This window comes from Mesorhizobium carmichaelinearum, from assembly GCF_900199455.1.
GTDB classification, from domain to species: Bacteria; Pseudomonadota; Alphaproteobacteria; order Rhizobiales; family Rhizobiaceae; genus Mesorhizobium; species Mesorhizobium carmichaelinearum.
In genome coordinates this window covers 106,637-122,195 of the sequence record NZ_FZQR01000006.1, presented here as the reverse complement: position 1 = coordinate 122,195, position 15,559 = coordinate 106,637, and the positions used below count along the sequence as shown (strand labels likewise).

Here is a 15,559-nt window from a genome sequence, read left to right as displayed (position 1 = left end):
AACAGTTTAAAGGCGGCGTTATGCCACTGATCGGGGGCAAATCAAAGTTTTTTTGCCAGCGCCTCGGCCTCGACATCGGAGGCCGCGCGGCTCTGCAGCCGAAGCCGGTGCTCGCGGTGGACGATATAAAGGCCGCTGGCGACGATGATGGCGGCGCCGACCAGCGTCCAGCGATCCGGGAACTGCTTGAAGACGATCCAGCCGGAAATGATCATCCACACCATCTGCGAATAGGGATAGGGCGCCAGTGCCGTGGTTGTCGCCAGCCGATAGGCCTGCACTAGCAGCCAGTGTCCGACACCGCCGAACACGCCAAGCATGAGCAGGATGAACCAATGCCAGCCATCATGCGGCAGCGAGAAGGAAAACGGCAGCAAGGGCAAAAGCAGCACCACCGGCGCCAGCGCCGAGAACAGGATCAGGCTTTCCGACGTCTCGGTCGACGACATGCGGCGCGTCATGATGACATAGAAGCAGTTCGACAGCATCGAGCCGAGCGCGAAGAGATGTCCGATGCCGAAAACGCCGACACCTGGCCTTGTGATGATCAGGACCCCAACGAAGGCGGCGAGAATGGCCAGCCAACGCCGCCAGCCGGCCCATTCGCCGAGCAGCGGGCCGGCAAGTGCCGTGATCACCATCGGCCCGAAGAAATAGATCGAGGTGGTCTCGGCCAGTTGCAGGGAGCGCAGGGCCAGGACGTTGCCCATGGTCGAACCGAACAGGAACACGCCGCGCAGCACATGCGCCGGCAGGTTGACCGGACGAAACCGCATGGGTTCGCGCCAGCCACGCAGCAGCGTGCCGACCAGCACGACATGCACGGCAAAACGCACCCAGGCGACGATCAGCGCGGAAACGCCGGCCAGGACGAGATATTTGCTTGAGGTGTCGAGGAAGGTGAAGAAGACGTAGGTGGTAAGCATGCACAGGATCGCCACCGGCGGCGTCGCGCTTTCGACATATCTTTGGGAAGCATTCACTTGCAGGCCGGGGAAAAGCGGGGCTGAAGCCCACCTTTGCGGGAATTGTCGCTTGCCGGCAAGCCAATTGTCGGCCGCTCCCGCGCGCCTAAGCTCGCTGGCATAACAATCGAAGCCGCCAGGCTTAGTCCAGGCCTCCCTCTCTATGCCTGCATGCGGGCGCCCTTGGTGATCTTGTCGACCGCCTTCTTCTCGGCACGCAGCGCGATGCCGACCACCTTGGCGTCTTCGGGTGCGAACTCGGCAAAGACGGCGCGGTTGGCGGCGTCGAAGCCGGTAACAAACATCTCCTCGACATAGAGCGAGGTGGTGACGCCACGCTCCAGCGCGCGCCGGTGGATGGTGGCCAGCGTCGCCTGGTCGGCCGACAGCACAATGACCGGCTGGATCGACAGCGGATTGTAGAGATTGCCGGAACGGTCGCGATAGGGTTCGCCGATGATGTCGGGAAACTGCGCAACGATGCCGCTGGTCAGGAAGGCGGTGACGTTGAGTTTCTGCCAGACGGGCAAGTCTTCCCGCAGCACGATTGCAAATTTCGTATCGAACATGAAAAATGGGCCATTCGAGGTTGTGCCCCGATTGCGAGGCTGAAGGAGACGATGTCGCACGATCTAGGCAGCCAGGCCTTCGAGGGTCTTGGACGTTTGTGCGCCGGCGCGGCGGAAAACTGCATCATCTCCGCTCCCGACCCTGCAGGCATGGAGCGGATCGAGGCGCGGTTTCACGGCAGCGCCTTCGATTTGCATCGCCATGACACCTACGCGATCGGGGTGACGCTGCAGGGCGTGCAGACCTTTCGCTATCGCGGCGCGACGCGGCTAAGCCTGCCTGGCCAGATCATCGTGCTGCATCCGGACGAATTGCATGATGGCGGCGCCGGTACCGAGGACGGGCTGCGCTACAGGATGCTGTATCTCGAACCGTCGCTGATGCTGGACTGCCTTGGCGGCGCATCGCTGCCCTTCGTCAGGGATGCCGTTGTCAGGGATGACGCCTTCTGCACCACGCTGCTTTCAGCGCTGGGGCCGTTGCAACAGGAACTCGACGAGCTGTTCGTCGACGATTTTCTCACGCAACTGATGCGAAGCCTGACGCGCCATGCCGGCCAGCCGGCAAAGCCGATGGCGAGGACGGCGTGGCGGGCGGCGGCGCTGGCGCGGGACTATCTTACGGAGAACGCAACGCGGCCCGTGCGATCCGGCGAATTGGAGGCGATCACCGGGCTCGACCGCTATGCCCTATCTCGGCATTTCCGCGCCGCCTTCTCGACCAGCCCACATCGTTTCCTGGTGATGCGCCGGCTTCAGCGCGCGCGGCGGATGATCACCGCCGGCGAGCCCCTGGCGCAGATCGCGGTCGAGGCCGGCTTCACCGACCAGAGCCACTTCAACCGGCAATTCAAGAAAGCGTTCGGCATGACGCCGGGGCGTTGGTCGTCGCTGATCCGGGACTCAATCCCGGCAGCGGCCTGATCAGTCGTCCGACTCGGCGTCGTCGTCGATCAACACCAGTTCCTCGTTGGAGAGGTTGGCCTCGATACGGGCCAGCAGCTTGAACAGCGCCTTCTGGTCCTTCTTGTCGAGGCCCTTCAGTGCCTGCTTTTCGGTCTTCTTCACCGACTTCTCGATGGCGCGGATGGTTTCGCGGCCGGTGTCGGTGAGGAAGATGTGCGCCTGGCGAGCATCGGCCTCGGAGGCGCGCTTTTCCAGAAAACCCTGCGCCTGCAGCCGGTTGATGGTCTTGGTGATTGTGGGTGGGCGCACACCGAGGCGGCCGGCAAGATTGCCAGGCGTCTGGCCGTCCTCGCGGTCAAGCGCCAGCATGATCTGATCCTGGCCGGCATAGAAGCCGTGCGCCAGAAGCCGGGCCGCCAGCGCGGTTCTTGCCAGTCTTGCCGCCGAATGCAGCCGGCTCATTGTTGCAGTCTTGTCCGCCTTGGCCATGGTCATCCCTCTTCGGCCGAACCGGTGCGTACAGCATAGACGCAGCCGGCCGGTTGGCAATCGACGATCGAAAAGATTCCGGCTCTCCAAACAGCTTTGCCGGCAAGCATTGCGGTGTCCGCCGTGGTGATGCCAGATGTTTATTTCAGTTAGATGACAAACGAGTTTCCGGGGCACCGGATTCACAGCAACTACGGCGCGGGGCGCGGCCTGGCGCCGGCAGCCCCGGACAACACACCCTCCTTATCGTCTCGTCGCCGAAGAAGCGGAGCTTTCCGTTGCCATAACCATGGGACAAGCTCGGCTGGCCGCTTTGGCCCATTGGTTTGCCCCGTGCAAAAGCCCCGCACACATCCTATATGGAGCCGACAATCCCTTTTTGTGGCCTGGATTTTCAAGGCCCCAGTCATTTCGAGGCAAGCCATGAGCGACGCACAGACGCAGATCCCCGTAACCGTTCTCACCGGCTATCTCGGAGCCGGCAAGACGACGCTGCTCAACCGCATCCTGTCGGAGAACCATGGCAGGCGCTACGCCGTCATCGTCAACGAATTCGGCGAGATCGGCATCGACAACGACCTCATCGTGGAATCCGACGAGGAAATCTACGAGATGAACAATGGCTGCGTCTGCTGCACGGTGCGTGGCGACCTGATCCGCGTCGTCGAAGGCCTGATGCGCCGCCCCGGCCGCTTCGACGCCATCGTCGTCGAGACTACCGGCCTCGCCGATCCGGTGCCGGTGGCGCAGACCTTCTTCATGGATGACGATGTGCGCTCCAAGACCAAGCTCGATGCGGTGGTGGCGCTGGTCGACGCCAAGCATTTGCCGCTCAGGCTCAAGGATTCCAAGGAAGCCGAGGACCAGATCGCCTTTGCCGATGTCGTCGTGCTCAACAAGACCGATCTGGTCACCCCGGAAGAGCTCGCCAAGGTCGAAGCGACGATCCGCGCCATCAATCCGGCGGCGAGGATTCACCGCACCACCCGCGCCGGCGTCGCACTGTCGGAAGTGCTCGACCGTGGCGCCTTCGACCTGTCGCGGGCGCTGGAAAACGATCCGCATTTCCTCGAGGCGCATGACGATCACCATGACCACGATCATCACGACCATGATGGCCACGATCACCATGATCATGACGGGCATGATCATCACCATCATGCGCATCCCTCGGACATCCATGACGTGACGGTGCAGTCGGTGTCGCTGCGCGGCGGCGAGATGGACCCTAAGAAATTCTTCCCTTGGATCGAGAAGATCACCCAGATGGAAGGCCCCAACATCCTGCGGCTGAAAGGCATAATCGCGCTCAAAGGCGATGATGAGCGCTATGTCATCCAGGGCGTGCACATGATCATCGAGGGTGACCACCAGCGCGCCTGGAAGGACGGCGAGAAACATGAAAGCCGGCTGGTGTTCATCGGCCGCGAGCTCGACGCCGAGCGGCTGAAGAAGAGTTTTGACGCCTGCCAGGCCTAGGCACGGTCACGCCGCGTAAGGAGGGTTGAATATTCCTGAGTGTACACATATCATGTGTACACTCAGTTCCAAGGAATGACCCATGCCTAGATCAGCCGACAACAAGACCGAGCGCTACCAGATCCGCATTCCTCCGGTGCAAAAGGCGATGATAGCGCGTGCTGCTGCACTGTCTCATAAGGATATGGCCGACTTCATCCTCGACAAGGTCGTGCCCGAAGCCCAGGCCGTGATCGACGCAGCCGAGGTAACGAAAGTGGCGGACCGCGACTTCAAGCGCATCCTCGACCTTTTGGAGCACCCGCCCAAACCCAACGCCAGGCTCAAGGCAGCGATCGCCGCCTTGCCGGATACTCTGTGACGCTTCCGTCCTGGCACGAAGAGCCCATTGCCAAACGGCACGACCGCGCGTCCTTCGATTGCGGCGATGCACAGATGAACGATTTTCTGCGGCGGTTTGCACGACAGAGCCACGAACAGAATGCGGCCAAGACCTTTTGTGCGATCAATGAGACGGCTCCCGAGCGTATCCTCGGCTTCTACACAATCGCGCCGTCCGCCGTCGCTCATGAAACCGTTCCCGAGGCGATGACGAAAGGCTTGGCGCGACACGAGGTTTCCGGCTTCAGGCTTGCTCGGCTCGCGACCGACCACAGCGTTGCCGGGCAAGGTCTCGGAGGGCAATTGCTTGCCGCCGCAGCGTTGCGCTGCCTGCGGCTTGCTGGAGAAGGTGGCGGCATCCTGCTGATCATCGATGCCAAGAGTGAGCGGGCGGCTAAATGGTATGCCAGCTACGGAGCCGAACGCCTCCAAGGATCGGATTTGACTCTGGTGATGCCACTGGCGACTTTCGCAACTGATCTGCGGGCCAAGGGACTGCTTTGACAATGGCCTCTTGCGTCGAGTAAGCCCGAGCCGAGCCTGCAATCCAGCCCAACTGAACAAAGATAATCATGCCAACCGTTGCCCCACTCGATCTCGAAGGCCATTGCGTTGCCGCCGTCTTCCTTGGTGACGTGCCGCATTTCGCGCTGGCCGATGGTGCCGTCCATCGGCTCGACAATGGCCACAAGACGGTGCAGGCCAATGACGGGCTGCTCGCGGCCTTCCATGATGCTGCCAATGACCGGCTGATCACCGGCGGTGAGGACGGAAAGGTGTTTGCCGTCAAGGCAGGCGGCGATGCTCAGGACGTGGCGAGCGCCGGCAAAAAGTGGATCACCAGCGTTGCCGCCGGGCCGCAAGGTGCCATCGCCTATGCCACGGGCAAGACCGCCTTTGTGCGCTTCGCCGATGGCAAGACAAGGGAATTTGCCCATCCGCGTTCGGTCGAGGGGCTGGCGTTTTCGCCCAAGGGCATGCGCTTCGGTGTCGCCCGCTACAATGGCGCAACGCTGCACTTCCCGGCCGCCGAGGGCAAGCCAGTGGAGCTCGAATGGGCCGGCGCCCATACCGGCATCACCTTCTCGCCGGACGGCGCCTTCCTCGTCACCACCATGCAGGAAAATGCCCTGCATGGCTGGAAGCTCGCCGACGGCAAGCACATGCGCATGACCGGCTATCCCGGCAAGGTCAAAAGCCTGTCATGGAGCGTCAAAGGCAAATGGCTGGCGAGTTCCGGCGCCCCGGCGGCGATCGTCTGGCCGTTTTCAGGCAAGGACGGGCCGATGGGCAAGGCGCCGCTGGAACTCGGCACGCGCGGCAACACGATGGTGACCTCAGTCGCCTGCCATCCAAGCCAGGATGTCGTGGCGATCGGCTACGAGGACGGCATGGTGATCGCCGCGCGCTTCGCCGACGCCAAGGAAGTGCTGTTGCGTCGGCAGGGCAAGGGCGCCATCACCTCGATGATGTGGGACAAGGAAGAACGCCGCATCGCCTTCGGCAGTGCCGCAGGCGACTGTGGCGTCATCGACATCACGGCCTGAATTCACCGCGCTCGCGCGGCCAGCCGAACAGGCTTGCGCCGCAGCGACAGCCCATCGCGCATGTTGAGCGACAGCAGCGCGATGTTCGTTGCGCCGGCCACCAGTTCGATCGTCTGGACGATCATGAAAAAACTGTCGAAGCGACCGGCTGTGGCAAAGCTACTGAGCAGGAAGGCCGACGGCACGAGCACCAGCAGTCCGTTGGCGGCGATGATACGCATGCGCCGCGCTTTGCGTGCCACGACCGGGCTCTTCCAGCCCTTGCCGAGTGAAAAGCCCGACGCGCCGGCAATGATCATCGCCGGGATGAGCATCGCCATGCCGGCCAGCACAGAGTTCTTAACCGTGGTGATCGCGGCCGTGTCGCCGAGCAGTTCAACCGTGGCCGTCGACAGCCAGAAAGCTGAGACCGCGATGAGCGCGACGGTACCCGCCGCTGCATGAATCCTGGTTTTCATGTTCATCTCCATAGCAAGCTATATATCATTGCATAGCATGCTATTCAACTGTTATCTGACAGGCATGGCATTTCAGAAGGAACGATCCGCCGGATTCCTGGCCAACCACATGGCGCGGTTGTTTGCCAACGGACTGCAGCAGCGCATCCGGCCGCTCGGCCTAGCGCCGGCCCAGTTCATGACACTGCTTGCGCTGTGGGATGAAGATGGCCTGACACAACGCGAACTCGTGCAGCGCCTCAACGTGGAACAAGCGACGATGGCCAACACGCTGATCCGCATGGAGCGTGACGGGCTGATCGAACGGCGCCTGCACCCGGAAGACGGGCGCTCGCAATCCATCCATCTCACGGCGAAAGCCGTTGGCCTGCGCGAGCCGGCGACACAGGCCGCGCGCTCACAGAACGAGGTGGCACTGGCCGGCTTCAGCGAGGACGAGCAACTGGTGTTTCTCGACCTGATGCGGCGCGCCATCGCCTCGATGCAGGCCGGCTGACACAACCGACCGACGCGCCTACTCAGCCCCGCACGACACCTTGCCGGTCAACTCCGCCGGCTTGCCATCCTTGTCCGTGTCGGCGGCATTGTCATAGACGGCAAGCGTGTACTGCCCGTCATAGACGCCCTCGTCACTGGCCTTGGTCAGGATCGTCAGTTCGACCGAATTGAAGGCGTTTTCCACCTCGTGCTCGTGGTAGATGTTCAGCCGCAGTTCCTTGTCGTCCAGCCAGTACTGGGTCAGGTTGGAATCCTCGAACACCGTCTTACGCAATCCATCGCCAGCCGGCCTCGCCTTGATTTCGAGATCACCGCGGAAGTTGAAGGTCGGGCCGCCCATGCCCCTGGTGACGCCGGCGCCGACGTCGAATGTTACCGCCGTATCGTCGACGTTGCACCAGATGCCGCCCGAGGCGAAGGCGATGCTGGCCGTCGACAGCAGCATTGCCGCACAGATGATCGTCCGCATTTTGTCCCCCACCTTTAGTTCCCGCACACATTGGCGCTGACTTCGGCAGCACGGTCAAGCGCCGATGCCAAAGGCTGAGCCAATGCAGGGCAGATGCGCGGCCAATTGCGGTTGCAGACATGGATTGGCTAAGAGGGACGGATGAGAGGGGTTTCCATGCACAGCAGCGACAGTTCAAAGACCATCGGCGGCATCGGCCGAGACCGCATCGCCGAGTTGCGCGAGACCGAAGGTGCGGCCTTCCGCAAGGCGCGGCCGAAATCGCAAGCCAAGGTCGGCAACGGCCTGCCCGGCTTCTTCGGCGGCGTGCCGATGCACTGGATGAACGACTGGCCGACGCCGTTTCCGATCCTGGTCGACAGCGCCAGGGGCGCTGCGATCACCGACATTGACGGCAACAGGCTTGACGATTTCTGCCTTGGCGACACCGGTTCGATGTTCGGCCACTCGCCGCCGCCGGTGGCGCGCGCCATCCGCCGCCAGGCCGGACGCGGCCTGACCTATATGCTGCCCTCGGAAGACGCGCTTGCCATCGGGCCTTTGCTGCAACAACGCTTCGGCCTGCCGTTCTGGCAGATCGCAACGACGGCGACCGACGCCAATCGCTTTGCACTGCGCGTGGCCCGTGCCATCACCGGGCGCGAAAAAATCCTGGTCTTCAACGGCTGCTATCACGGCTCGGTCGACGAGACGATGGTGCGGCTGATCGACGGCAGACCGGTCAACCGGCCGGGACTGGCAGGCGAGTTCCGAGACCTGACCCGCACGGCCAAGGTGATCGAGTTCAACGATGTTGCAGCACTTGAAGCAGCCCTCAAGGACAGGGATGTCGCCTGCGTCATCGCCGAGCCGGTGCTGACCAATTCCTGCATGGTGCTGGCCGCCCCTGGCTTCCACGACGCGCTGCGGAAGTCGACCCGCGAGACCGGCACGCTGCTCCTGATCGACGAGACGCACACGATCTCGACCGGACCCGGCGGCTATACCAGGAAATATGGGCTCACCCCGGACTTCTTCGTGTTGGGCAAGCCGATAGCCGGCGGCGTGCCGGCAAGCGTGTGGGGCATGAGCGACGAGGTCGCCTCGCGCTACGCCGACTACAACAGGACCAAGGAGCCCGGCTATTCCGGCATGGGCACGACGCTGTCGGCCAACCCGCTGCAGTTCGCTGCCATGCGCGCCACGCTGGAGGAGGTGATGACGGCGAAGAATTACGACCGCATGGACCATCTGGCGCGGCGTCTGGATGCCGGGCTGACCGGGGTGATCGACCGCTACCGCCTGCCCTGGCATGTCGCCCGCGTCGGCGCCCGCGTCGAATTCATCTGCGCACCCGGACCGTTGCGCAACGGCGCGCAAGCCGAGACCGCGCATGCACCGGAGCTGGAAGCCGCCATCCATGTCGCGCTGGTCAATCGTGGCGTGCTGATCGCACCCTTCCACAACATGATGCTGATCTCGCCCGCGACCACAGGCGCTCAGGTTAACCGGCTGATCAGCGCCTTCGGCGCGGTTGCGGCAAAGCTTGCGGCATGAGACAAGCGGCCATGGACAATGCCATTGTGACCTCCCCGTCGGGGTCTTCGCCCACCGAGGCGCAAGCCTTTCTCGACACTCATCCCGAGATCGAGGCCTTCGATATCGTGCTGACCGACGCTAACGGTGTCGGCCGCGGCAAGATCGTGCGCCGGCACGAGCTGAAAAGTATTTTCGAGGGTGGCCGGCACATGCCGATCTCGATCCTCGGCCTCGACATCACCGGCGAGGACGTGCACGAGACCGGGCTGATCTGGACCACCGGCGACGGCGATCTCCGGGCATGGCCGATCCCCGGCACGCTGGTGCCGCTCTACGGCACCAATCCGCCGCGCGGCCAGGTGCTGATGGCGATGTACCATCTCGACGGCCAGCCCATGTCGTCGGACCCGCGCCTGGCGTTGGCCCGGCAGGTCGACATATTGGCGGCCAAGGGGCTTTACCCGGCCGGCGCCTTCGAACTGGAATTTTTCCTGCTGGCCAACGAGCGCGACGCCGAGGGCAAGGTGCAGCCGGCGCGCGCGGTGCTCGATGGCCGCGTCTCGGGCAAGACGGAAGTCTATTCCGTCGACCATCTGCACGGCATGGAGCCGCTGTTCTCCGACATCTATGCCGCCGCCAAGGCGCAAGGCATTCCGGCCGAGACGGTGATTTCGGAATATGCGCCGGGCCAATACGAACTGACGCTGAACTACCGCAAGGATGTGATGCGGGCGGCCGACGACCTGGTCATGCTGAAGCGGCTGGTGCGGGCGCAGGCGCGCCGCCACAGCGTGACCGCCTGCTTCATGGCCAAGCCGATCGAGAAATATGCCGGCTCGGGCATGCATTTCCACGTCTCGCTGCAAGACAAGGCGGGCCGAAACGTCTTTGCCGAAGCCGGCGGCGAGAGCTGGTCGCTGCCTTTGCTGCAAGGGCTCGGCGGGCTGATACAGACGATGGCGGAATCGATGCTGGTGTTTGCGCCGCACGCCAATTCCTGGCGGCGCTTCGTTTCACAATCCTATGCGCCGGTGGCGCCGACCTGGGGCGTCAACAACCGTTCGGTGGCGCTGCGCGTGCCGGCGGGCGATGCCAAGAACCGCCGCATCGAGCATCGGCCGTCCGGCGTCGACGCCAATCCCTATCTGATCGCCGCGACGGTGCTGGCCGGCATCATCAAAGGCCTCGACGAAGGGCTCGATCCCGGCCCGGAAACGACCGGCAACGGCTATGAAGCGGCTGTCACTCGTACGACAATGCCGGCGGATTGGCGCGCGGCAATCGAAGCGGCCAAGGCGTCCAGTTTCCTGAAAGGTGCGCTCGGCGAGGATTTGCACCGGACCTTCGTGGCAATCAAACAGTCCGAATATCTGCGCGTGGCGCGCACGGTCAGCGAACTAGATTATCATCTCTACCTGCATGAGGTGTGATGACTTGATGCTGGGCGGCGATCACTTTTTCGCCGCCAGCCTCAAATGAGGTAGCAAACCGGCGTTGCAGAACATATCATGAACGAATGCGTGCTCTCACCGTCCGTGAAAAGCTGGCGATCCTGTCCGACGCCGCCAAATATGACGCCTCCTGCGCCTCATCCGGCTCGGCGAAGAAGGATTCGCTGAAATCCGGCGGCATCGGTTCCACCGAAGGCATGGGCATCTGCCATTCCTACGCACCGGACGGCCGCTGCATCTCGCTCTTGAAAATCCTGCTGACCAATTTCTGCATCTACGACTGCAGCTATTGCATCAACCGCTCGTCCTCGAATGTGAAGCGTGCCCGCTTCAGCATCGACGAGGTGGTGAAGCTGACCATGGATTTTTACCGGCGCAACTATATAGAGGGCTTGTTCTTGTCTTCGGGCGTCATCCGCTCGCCCGACGAGACCATGGGCGAGATGGTCGAGGTGGCGCGGCGGCTGCGGCTGGAGGAAAAGTTCTCCGGCTATATCCATCTCAAAACCATTCCGGAAAGCTCTGCCGAACTGGTCGAGAAAGCCGGCCTCTATGCCGACCGGCTGTCGATCAATGTCGAACTGCCGACCGATGAAGGCGTCAAGAAGCTGGCACCGGAAAAGAAGCCGGAAACGATCCGTCTTTCCATGGCCAGGCTGCGTCAGAAGATGGAGGAAAAGGCCGAGCCGACACTGAGGACCAAAAAGCGGGAACGCTTTGCTCCCGGTGGCCAGTCGACGCAGATGATCGTCGGTGCCGACAAGACATCCGACGACGGCATATTGCACACCAGCGCGCGGCTCTATGGCAGCTATCATTTGCGGCGCGTTTACTACTCGGCCTTCAGCCCAATCCCCGACTCGTCATCGTCCCTGCCGCTTCAAAAGCCGCCGCTGATGCGCGAACACCGGCTTTATCAGGCCGACTGGCTGATGCGGTTTTACGGATTTTCGCAGCCGGAAATCCTGGCCGGCAGCAGCGACGGCATGCTCGACCTTGCCATCGATCCGAAACTCGCCTGGGCGCTGCGCAATCGCGGGCAGTTTCCAGTCGACGTCAACCGCGCAGACCGCGAGGCCTTGTTACGCGTGCCCGGTCTCGGCACCAAGGTGGTGGCTAAAATACTGGAGACCCGCCGCTATCGGCGTATGCGGCTGGAAGATATCGGGCGGATTTGCCAGTCGATCGCCAAGCTTCGGCCGTTCATCATCGCCGAGGGTTGGTCGCCGGGCGCGTTGACCGACAAGGCAGGCTTGCGCGGCAAGATCGTGCGCTCTTGCGAACAACTGTCACTGTTTTGACCATGCAACCGGCTGAGCTCAACCTTGCCCGATACAGTGTGCGGCTCGACAGCGAGACCGATTTTGCTGGCTGGCGCGACGCGGCGCGGCGGCTGGCACTCAACGAGATCCGGCCCGAGGATATCAGCTGGCATGTCACGGCCGGTTCCGACCAGCCGCCGTGCAATTTGCCGGCTGTGCCTGCGGGGACGCAACTTGTGGTGCCGCGCGACTTCATCGCCCGTGCCGAAACCGCCTTTTGCCACTGCGACCCCGGCCGGGTCGCCTTTCTCTACAGGCTGCTGTGGCGATTGCGCAGCGAGCCCAAGCTGCTGGCGATCGCGTCGGATCCCGACACCAGACGGCTCGAGGCGATGGAAAAGGCGGTGCGGCGCGACAGCCACAAGATGCATGCGTTCGTGCGCTTCCGGAAGATGGGCGACGGCGCCGAGGAACGTTATGTCGCCTGGTTCGAGCCCGATCATTTCATCGTCGAGCGCAACGCGGATTTCTTCGTCAGGCGATTCACCGGCATGCGCTGGACGATCCTGACGCCTTACGCTTCCGCCGATTGGGACGGCGAAAGGCTGGTGATCGGGCCCGGTGCCGCCAAGGGTGACGCGCCAGCCGAGGACGATACCGAGGCGCTGTGGCTCACCTATTTCGAGAACATCTTCAATCCGGCACGGCTGAAGGTGAAGGCCATGCAGAAGGAGATGCCGAAGAAATATTGGCGGAACCTTCCCGAGGCCTCACTCATTCCAGAGCTGATCGCAGGAGCGGACAAGGCCGCCAGGGATATGATTGCGAAGATGCCGACCACGCCCGCGCCGCACCATGCCAAGGTGCAGGCCAGGCATTGGCCGAAGCAGCCCGCAGAGACGCCGCAAGATGACGACGCGAGCAGCATTTCCGAGTTGCGTGAGGCCGCGAAAGGCTGCCGTCGCTGCCCGTTGTGGCGCGACGCGACACAGACCGTGTTCGGCGAAGGACCTGATAGCGCCAAGGTGATTTTCGTCGGCGAACAGCCGGGCGATCAGGAGGACCTCGCCGGCAAACCTTTCGTCGGCCCGGCGGGCAAGGTGTTCGACGCCATCCTCGATGAGGCGGGCGTCGACCGGCAGAAGGTCTACGTCACCAACGCGGTGAAACACTTCAAATTCGAGCCGCGCGGCAAGCGCCGCATCCACTCCAAGCCGAATGCCGGTGAAGTACAGGCCTGCCGCTGGTGGATCGACCGGGAATTCGCGCTGATCAAGCCGGAGCTTGCCGTGGCACTCGGCGCAACGGCTGCCTTGTCCTTGCTGGGCAAGGCGGTCCCGGTGACGAAGATGCGCGGCCAGGTGATCGAGCGTGGGGATGGGCTGAGGGTTTTCATCACCATCCATCCCTCCTTTATCCTGCGCATTCAGGAGCCTGCGGAGAAAGAGGCCGAGCGCGAACGGTTCCTGAAGGATATGAGAGAGGTGAAGCGGCTGATGGCTGCTTGATCTGGCTGTCGGTCGGCGCCGCCCCTCATTGCCCTGCCGGACGTTCGTCTTTCGAAAAGCCAAGCAATTGGCTTTTCGTCCGCTGCGCGGACCACTCCTCAACTCCCCGTATGGTGACGGGGAGAAAGACGCCGTCTTCGGCGCTTTCGCCAACGTTTCAAGAAGGGCGCGAAGGCGCACCTAGCTCCCTTCTCCCCGTCACTATACGGGGAGAAGGTGCCGGCAGGCGGATGAGGGGCGGCGCCTGCGCTTGCGCAGAGTAACTGCGACGCGCTCTATCGGATCAGAATCGCCCTCAAATCATTCACATTCGTCCCGGTCGGTCCCGGCACAAATAGATCGCCCACCGCATTGAATGCCGTCCAGGCATTGTTGCCGGCCAGCATCGCCTTGGCGTCGACGCCGGCCGCGCGCATGCGTGAGATGGTCGAGCCGTCGGCGAAGGCCCCGGCATTGTTTTCCGAACCGTCGATGCCGTCGGTATCGGCGGCCAGGGCGTGGATGCCTTGTACGCCGTTGATGCCGATGGCGAAGGCGAGCAGGAATTCAGAGTTGCGGCCACCCTTGCCTTTGGCGCGCAAGGTTACCGTCGTTTCACCGCCCGAGAGAATGAGCACGGGCTTCGCAAAAGGCCGGTTGCGCGTCGCCACTTCGCGCGCGATGGCGGCGTGGACGCCGCCGACCTCACGCGCTTCGCCCTCGATGGCATCGGAGAGGATGACGGCCTCGATGCCTTGCCGCTTCGCTTCGGCCGCCGCCGCTTCCAGCGACACGCCGGCGGAGGCGATCAGATGCACCTCGTTGCGCGAGAAGCGCGCATCTCCGGGATTTGGCGCATCGGCCGCAGGCGACTTGATATGCACCATAACCGAGGCGGGCAGCTTCATGCCATAGGCCGATATCGAGGCCAGTGCGTCTTCGCGGCTGCCAGTATCGGGAACCGTCGGGCCGGAGGCGACAAGGGCCGGGTTGTCACCGGGAATGTCTGAAACCACCAGCGACACCACCTTGGCCGGCCAAGCGGCAGCGGCCAGCCGGCCGCCCTTGATGGTGGAAAGATGCTTGCGGATGGTGTTCATCGCCGCGATCGGCGCGCCGGAGGCAAGCAGCGCCTCGTTGACGGCGATCTCGTCGGCCAGCGTCAGGTCGGCGGCCGGTGACGGCAGCAGCGCCGAGCCGCCTCCAGAGATAAGCGCCACGACGAGATCGTCTTCAGTGAGATCCTGGACCTTGGCGAGCAGACGGCGCGAGGCCTCGAGCCCGGCAGCGTCCGGCACCGGATGCGCGGCCTCAATGATCTCGATGCGCTCGCATTTTGCGCCATAGCCGTAGCGGGTGACGACCAGCCCTTCGATCGGCCCGCCCCAGACCTTCTCGAACGCCGCCGCCATCTGCGCCGAACCTTTTCCGGCGCCAATGACGATTGTGCGACCCTTCGGCTTGGCCGGCAGATGATCCCGGATCGTCCGCTCCGGATCGGCGGCGGCGACGGCAGCGTCGAAGATCGAGCTAAGAAAGGCCCTGGGGTCGAGCACGGTCATTCGGCTTCCCTGGACAATGACAGCCCGTGCTTGTCGATGCCGAGATGATCGCACAGCGCATCGACGACAACACCGTGATCCTCGCGCTCCGGCAGGCCGGAAACCGCGATCACGCCGATAACGCCGGCACCTTTGACCGTCACCGGAAAGCCGCCGCCGGCGAGCACATAGTCCGAGATGTCGAGGCCCTCGCCAAGCTTGAAGGCGCGGTCGGGGCGCTGCTGTTCCAGCACCATGCGATAGGTGCTTCTGAGAAACCGCCTGACCACATTGATCTTGCGCCGCGCCCAGTCGGGGTTGGAAGCATTCGACCCCGGAAAGGCCGCATAGAACAGCGGCCGGTCCCACAGCCTGATGTCGACGATGATGGGCAGGTTTTCGGCGATCGCGCGCTTGCGAATCGCCGAGCCGATCTTGAAGGCAACAGCCTCATCGAAGGCGGAAAAGACCAGCGTCTCTTCCTGTTTCCGGATCAGAGCGATGTCGTCAGCAACGGCCATGTCGTTCCCCTGTCAACT

17 protein-coding genes are annotated in these 15,559 nt (G+C 63.0%); 10 read left to right on the top strand and 7 right to left on the bottom strand.

The window, feature by feature from the left end:
* Window positions 1–41 precede the first annotated feature (41 nt).
* Entirely contained in the window at window positions 42–926 is an 885-nt protein-coding gene (locus CKW40_RS15730; protein WP_179297981.1) for a DMT family transporter, read from the bottom strand.
* 200 nt (window positions 927–1,126) lie between these two features.
* On the bottom strand, window positions 1,127–1,534 hold the full coding sequence (locus CKW40_RS15725; RefSeq protein ID WP_095200814.1) for a DUF2000 family protein: 408 nt from the start codon (window positions 1,532–1,534) through the stop codon (window positions 1,127–1,129).
* Between the two features lie 51 nt (window positions 1,535–1,585).
* Here CKW40_RS15725 and CKW40_RS15720 point away from each other — a divergent pair, with 51 nt between their 5' ends.
* Entirely contained in the window at window positions 1,586–2,458 is an 873-nt protein-coding gene (locus tag CKW40_RS15720) for an AraC family transcriptional regulator (protein WP_095200813.1), read from the top strand.
* Here the strand turns inward: CKW40_RS15720 and CKW40_RS15715 are convergent, their stop codons facing one another.
* Window positions 2,459–2,929 (bottom strand): MarR family winged helix-turn-helix transcriptional regulator, encoded by a 471-nt coding sequence (locus CKW40_RS15715; RefSeq protein WP_056569192.1) that lies wholly within the window; start codon window positions 2,927–2,929, stop codon window positions 2,459–2,461.
* A 423-nt stretch (window positions 2,930–3,352) separates the two neighbouring features.
* Between CKW40_RS15715 and CKW40_RS15710 the strand changes: the two genes are divergently transcribed.
* The 4 genes from CKW40_RS15710 (at window position 3,353) to CKW40_RS15695 (ending at window position 6,336) form a co-directional block, all read left to right on the top strand.
* Window positions 3,353–4,408: a CobW family GTP-binding protein gene (locus CKW40_RS15710; RefSeq protein WP_095200812.1), complete on the top strand. Its 1,056-nt coding sequence runs from the start codon at window positions 3,353–3,355 to the stop codon at window positions 4,406–4,408.
* 82 nt (window positions 4,409–4,490) lie between these two features.
* Window positions 4,491–4,769 (top strand): type II toxin-antitoxin system TacA family antitoxin, encoded by a 279-nt coding sequence (locus CKW40_RS15705; RefSeq protein WP_095200811.1) that lies wholly within the window; start codon window positions 4,491–4,493, stop codon window positions 4,767–4,769.
* Window positions 4,766–5,293, top strand: coding sequence for a GNAT family N-acetyltransferase (locus CKW40_RS15700; RefSeq protein ID WP_095200810.1), 528 nt, complete (start codon window positions 4,766–4,768; stop codon window positions 5,291–5,293). Before CKW40_RS15705 ends, CKW40_RS15700 begins: the two co-directional genes overlap by 4 nt.
* 68 nt (window positions 5,294–5,361) lie before the next feature.
* Complete coding sequence (locus CKW40_RS15695) at window positions 5,362–6,336, top strand: WD40 repeat domain-containing protein (protein WP_095200809.1); 975 nt, start codon at window positions 5,362–5,364, stop codon at window positions 6,334–6,336.
* 2 nt (window positions 6,337–6,338) lie between these two features.
* Here the strand turns inward: CKW40_RS15695 and CKW40_RS15690 are convergent, their stop codons facing one another.
* Window positions 6,339–6,794, bottom strand: a complete 456-nt coding sequence (locus CKW40_RS15690) for a hypothetical protein (protein ID WP_179297980.1) — start codon at window positions 6,792–6,794, stop codon at window positions 6,339–6,341.
* Window positions 6,795–6,858: 64 nt separating this feature from the next.
* On the opposite strand from CKW40_RS15690, the gene CKW40_RS15685 reads away from it, so the two are divergent.
* Complete coding sequence (locus CKW40_RS15685; protein WP_095200807.1) at window positions 6,859–7,290, top strand: MarR family winged helix-turn-helix transcriptional regulator; 432 nt, start codon at window positions 6,859–6,861, stop codon at window positions 7,288–7,290.
* 18 nt (window positions 7,291–7,308) lie between these two features.
* On the opposite strand, the gene CKW40_RS15680 is transcribed toward CKW40_RS15685, so the two are convergent.
* Window positions 7,309–7,761, bottom strand: coding sequence for a hypothetical protein (locus CKW40_RS15680; RefSeq protein WP_095200806.1), 453 nt, complete (start codon window positions 7,759–7,761; stop codon window positions 7,309–7,311).
* A 156-nt stretch (window positions 7,762–7,917) separates the two neighbouring features.
* Here CKW40_RS15680 and CKW40_RS15675 point away from each other — a divergent pair, with 156 nt between their 5' ends.
* The 4 genes from CKW40_RS15675 to CKW40_RS15660 all read left to right on the top strand — a co-directional run bounded on the left by CKW40_RS15675 (window position 7,918) and on the right by CKW40_RS15660 (window position 13,500).
* Window positions 7,918–9,297, top strand: coding sequence for an aspartate aminotransferase family protein (locus tag CKW40_RS15675; RefSeq protein WP_095200805.1), 1,380 nt, complete (start codon window positions 7,918–7,920; stop codon window positions 9,295–9,297).
* Window positions 9,298–9,308: 11 nt separating this feature from the next.
* On the top strand, window positions 9,309–10,709 hold the full coding sequence (locus CKW40_RS15670; RefSeq protein ID WP_095200804.1) for a glutamine synthetase family protein: 1,401 nt from the start codon (window positions 9,309–9,311) through the stop codon (window positions 10,707–10,709).
* Window positions 10,710–10,795: 86 nt separating this feature from the next.
* Window positions 10,796–12,031, top strand: a complete 1,236-nt coding sequence (locus tag CKW40_RS15665; protein ID WP_095200803.1) for a putative DNA modification/repair radical SAM protein — start codon at window positions 10,796–10,798, stop codon at window positions 12,029–12,031.
* A gap of 2 nt (window positions 12,032–12,033) precedes the next feature.
* On the top strand, window positions 12,034–13,500 hold the full coding sequence (locus tag CKW40_RS15660; RefSeq protein ID WP_095200802.1) for a UdgX family uracil-DNA binding protein: 1,467 nt from the start codon (window positions 12,034–12,036) through the stop codon (window positions 13,498–13,500).
* Window positions 13,501–13,775: 275 nt separating this feature from the next.
* On the opposite strand, the gene CKW40_RS15655 is transcribed toward CKW40_RS15660, so the two are convergent.
* Together CKW40_RS15655 and CKW40_RS15650 are read right to left on the bottom strand one after the other, a co-directional pair.
* Complete coding sequence (locus CKW40_RS15655) at window positions 13,776–15,041, bottom strand: glycerate kinase type-2 family protein (RefSeq protein ID WP_095200801.1); 1,266 nt, start codon at window positions 15,039–15,041, stop codon at window positions 13,776–13,778.
* Window positions 15,038–15,541 (bottom strand): heme-degrading domain-containing protein, encoded by a 504-nt coding sequence (locus CKW40_RS15650; protein WP_095200800.1) that lies wholly within the window; start codon window positions 15,539–15,541, stop codon window positions 15,038–15,040. Before CKW40_RS15650 ends, CKW40_RS15655 begins: the two co-directional genes overlap by 4 nt.
* Between the last annotated feature and the right edge of the window lie 18 nt (window positions 15,542–15,559).

Coding starts and splice junctions, on each gene's coding strand:
- CKW40_RS15730 (WP_179297981.1), bottom strand. CDS start 926: ATGCTTACCACCTACGTCTTCTTCACCTTCCTCGACACCTCAAGCAAA.
- CKW40_RS15725 (WP_095200814.1), bottom strand. CDS start 1,534: ATGTTCGATACGAAATTTGCAATCGTGCTGCGGGAAGACTTGCCCGTC.
- CKW40_RS15720 (WP_095200813.1), top strand. CDS start 1,586: ATGTCGCACGATCTAGGCAGCCAGGCCTTCGAGGGTCTTGGACGTTTG.
- CKW40_RS15715 (WP_056569192.1), bottom strand. CDS start 2,929: ATGGCCAAGGCGGACAAGACTGCAACAATGAGCCGGCTGCATTCGGCG.
- CKW40_RS15710 (WP_095200812.1), top strand. CDS start 3,353: ATGAGCGACGCACAGACGCAGATCCCCGTAACCGTTCTCACCGGCTAT.
- CKW40_RS15705 (WP_095200811.1), top strand. CDS start 4,491: ATGCCTAGATCAGCCGACAACAAGACCGAGCGCTACCAGATCCGCATT.
- CKW40_RS15695 (WP_095200809.1), top strand. CDS start 5,362: ATGCCAACCGTTGCCCCACTCGATCTCGAAGGCCATTGCGTTGCCGCC.
- CKW40_RS15690 (WP_179297980.1), bottom strand. CDS start 6,794: ATGAAAACCAGGATTCATGCAGCGGCGGGTACCGTCGCGCTCATCGCG.
- CKW40_RS15685 (WP_095200807.1), top strand. CDS start 6,859: ATGGCATTTCAGAAGGAACGATCCGCCGGATTCCTGGCCAACCACATG.
- CKW40_RS15680 (WP_095200806.1), bottom strand. CDS start 7,761: ATGCGGACGATCATCTGTGCGGCAATGCTGCTGTCGACGGCCAGCATC.
- CKW40_RS15675 (WP_095200805.1), top strand. CDS start 7,918: ATGCACAGCAGCGACAGTTCAAAGACCATCGGCGGCATCGGCCGAGAC.
- CKW40_RS15670 (WP_095200804.1), top strand. CDS start 9,309: ATGGACAATGCCATTGTGACCTCCCCGTCGGGGTCTTCGCCCACCGAG.
- CKW40_RS15665 (WP_095200803.1), top strand. CDS start 10,796: ATGCGTGCTCTCACCGTCCGTGAAAAGCTGGCGATCCTGTCCGACGCC.
- CKW40_RS15660 (WP_095200802.1), top strand. CDS start 12,034: ATGCAACCGGCTGAGCTCAACCTTGCCCGATACAGTGTGCGGCTCGAC.
- CKW40_RS15655 (WP_095200801.1), bottom strand. CDS start 15,041: ATGACCGTGCTCGACCCCAGGGCCTTTCTTAGCTCGATCTTCGACGCT.
- CKW40_RS15650 (WP_095200800.1), bottom strand. CDS start 15,541: ATGGCCGTTGCTGACGACATCGCTCTGATCCGGAAACAGGAAGAGACG.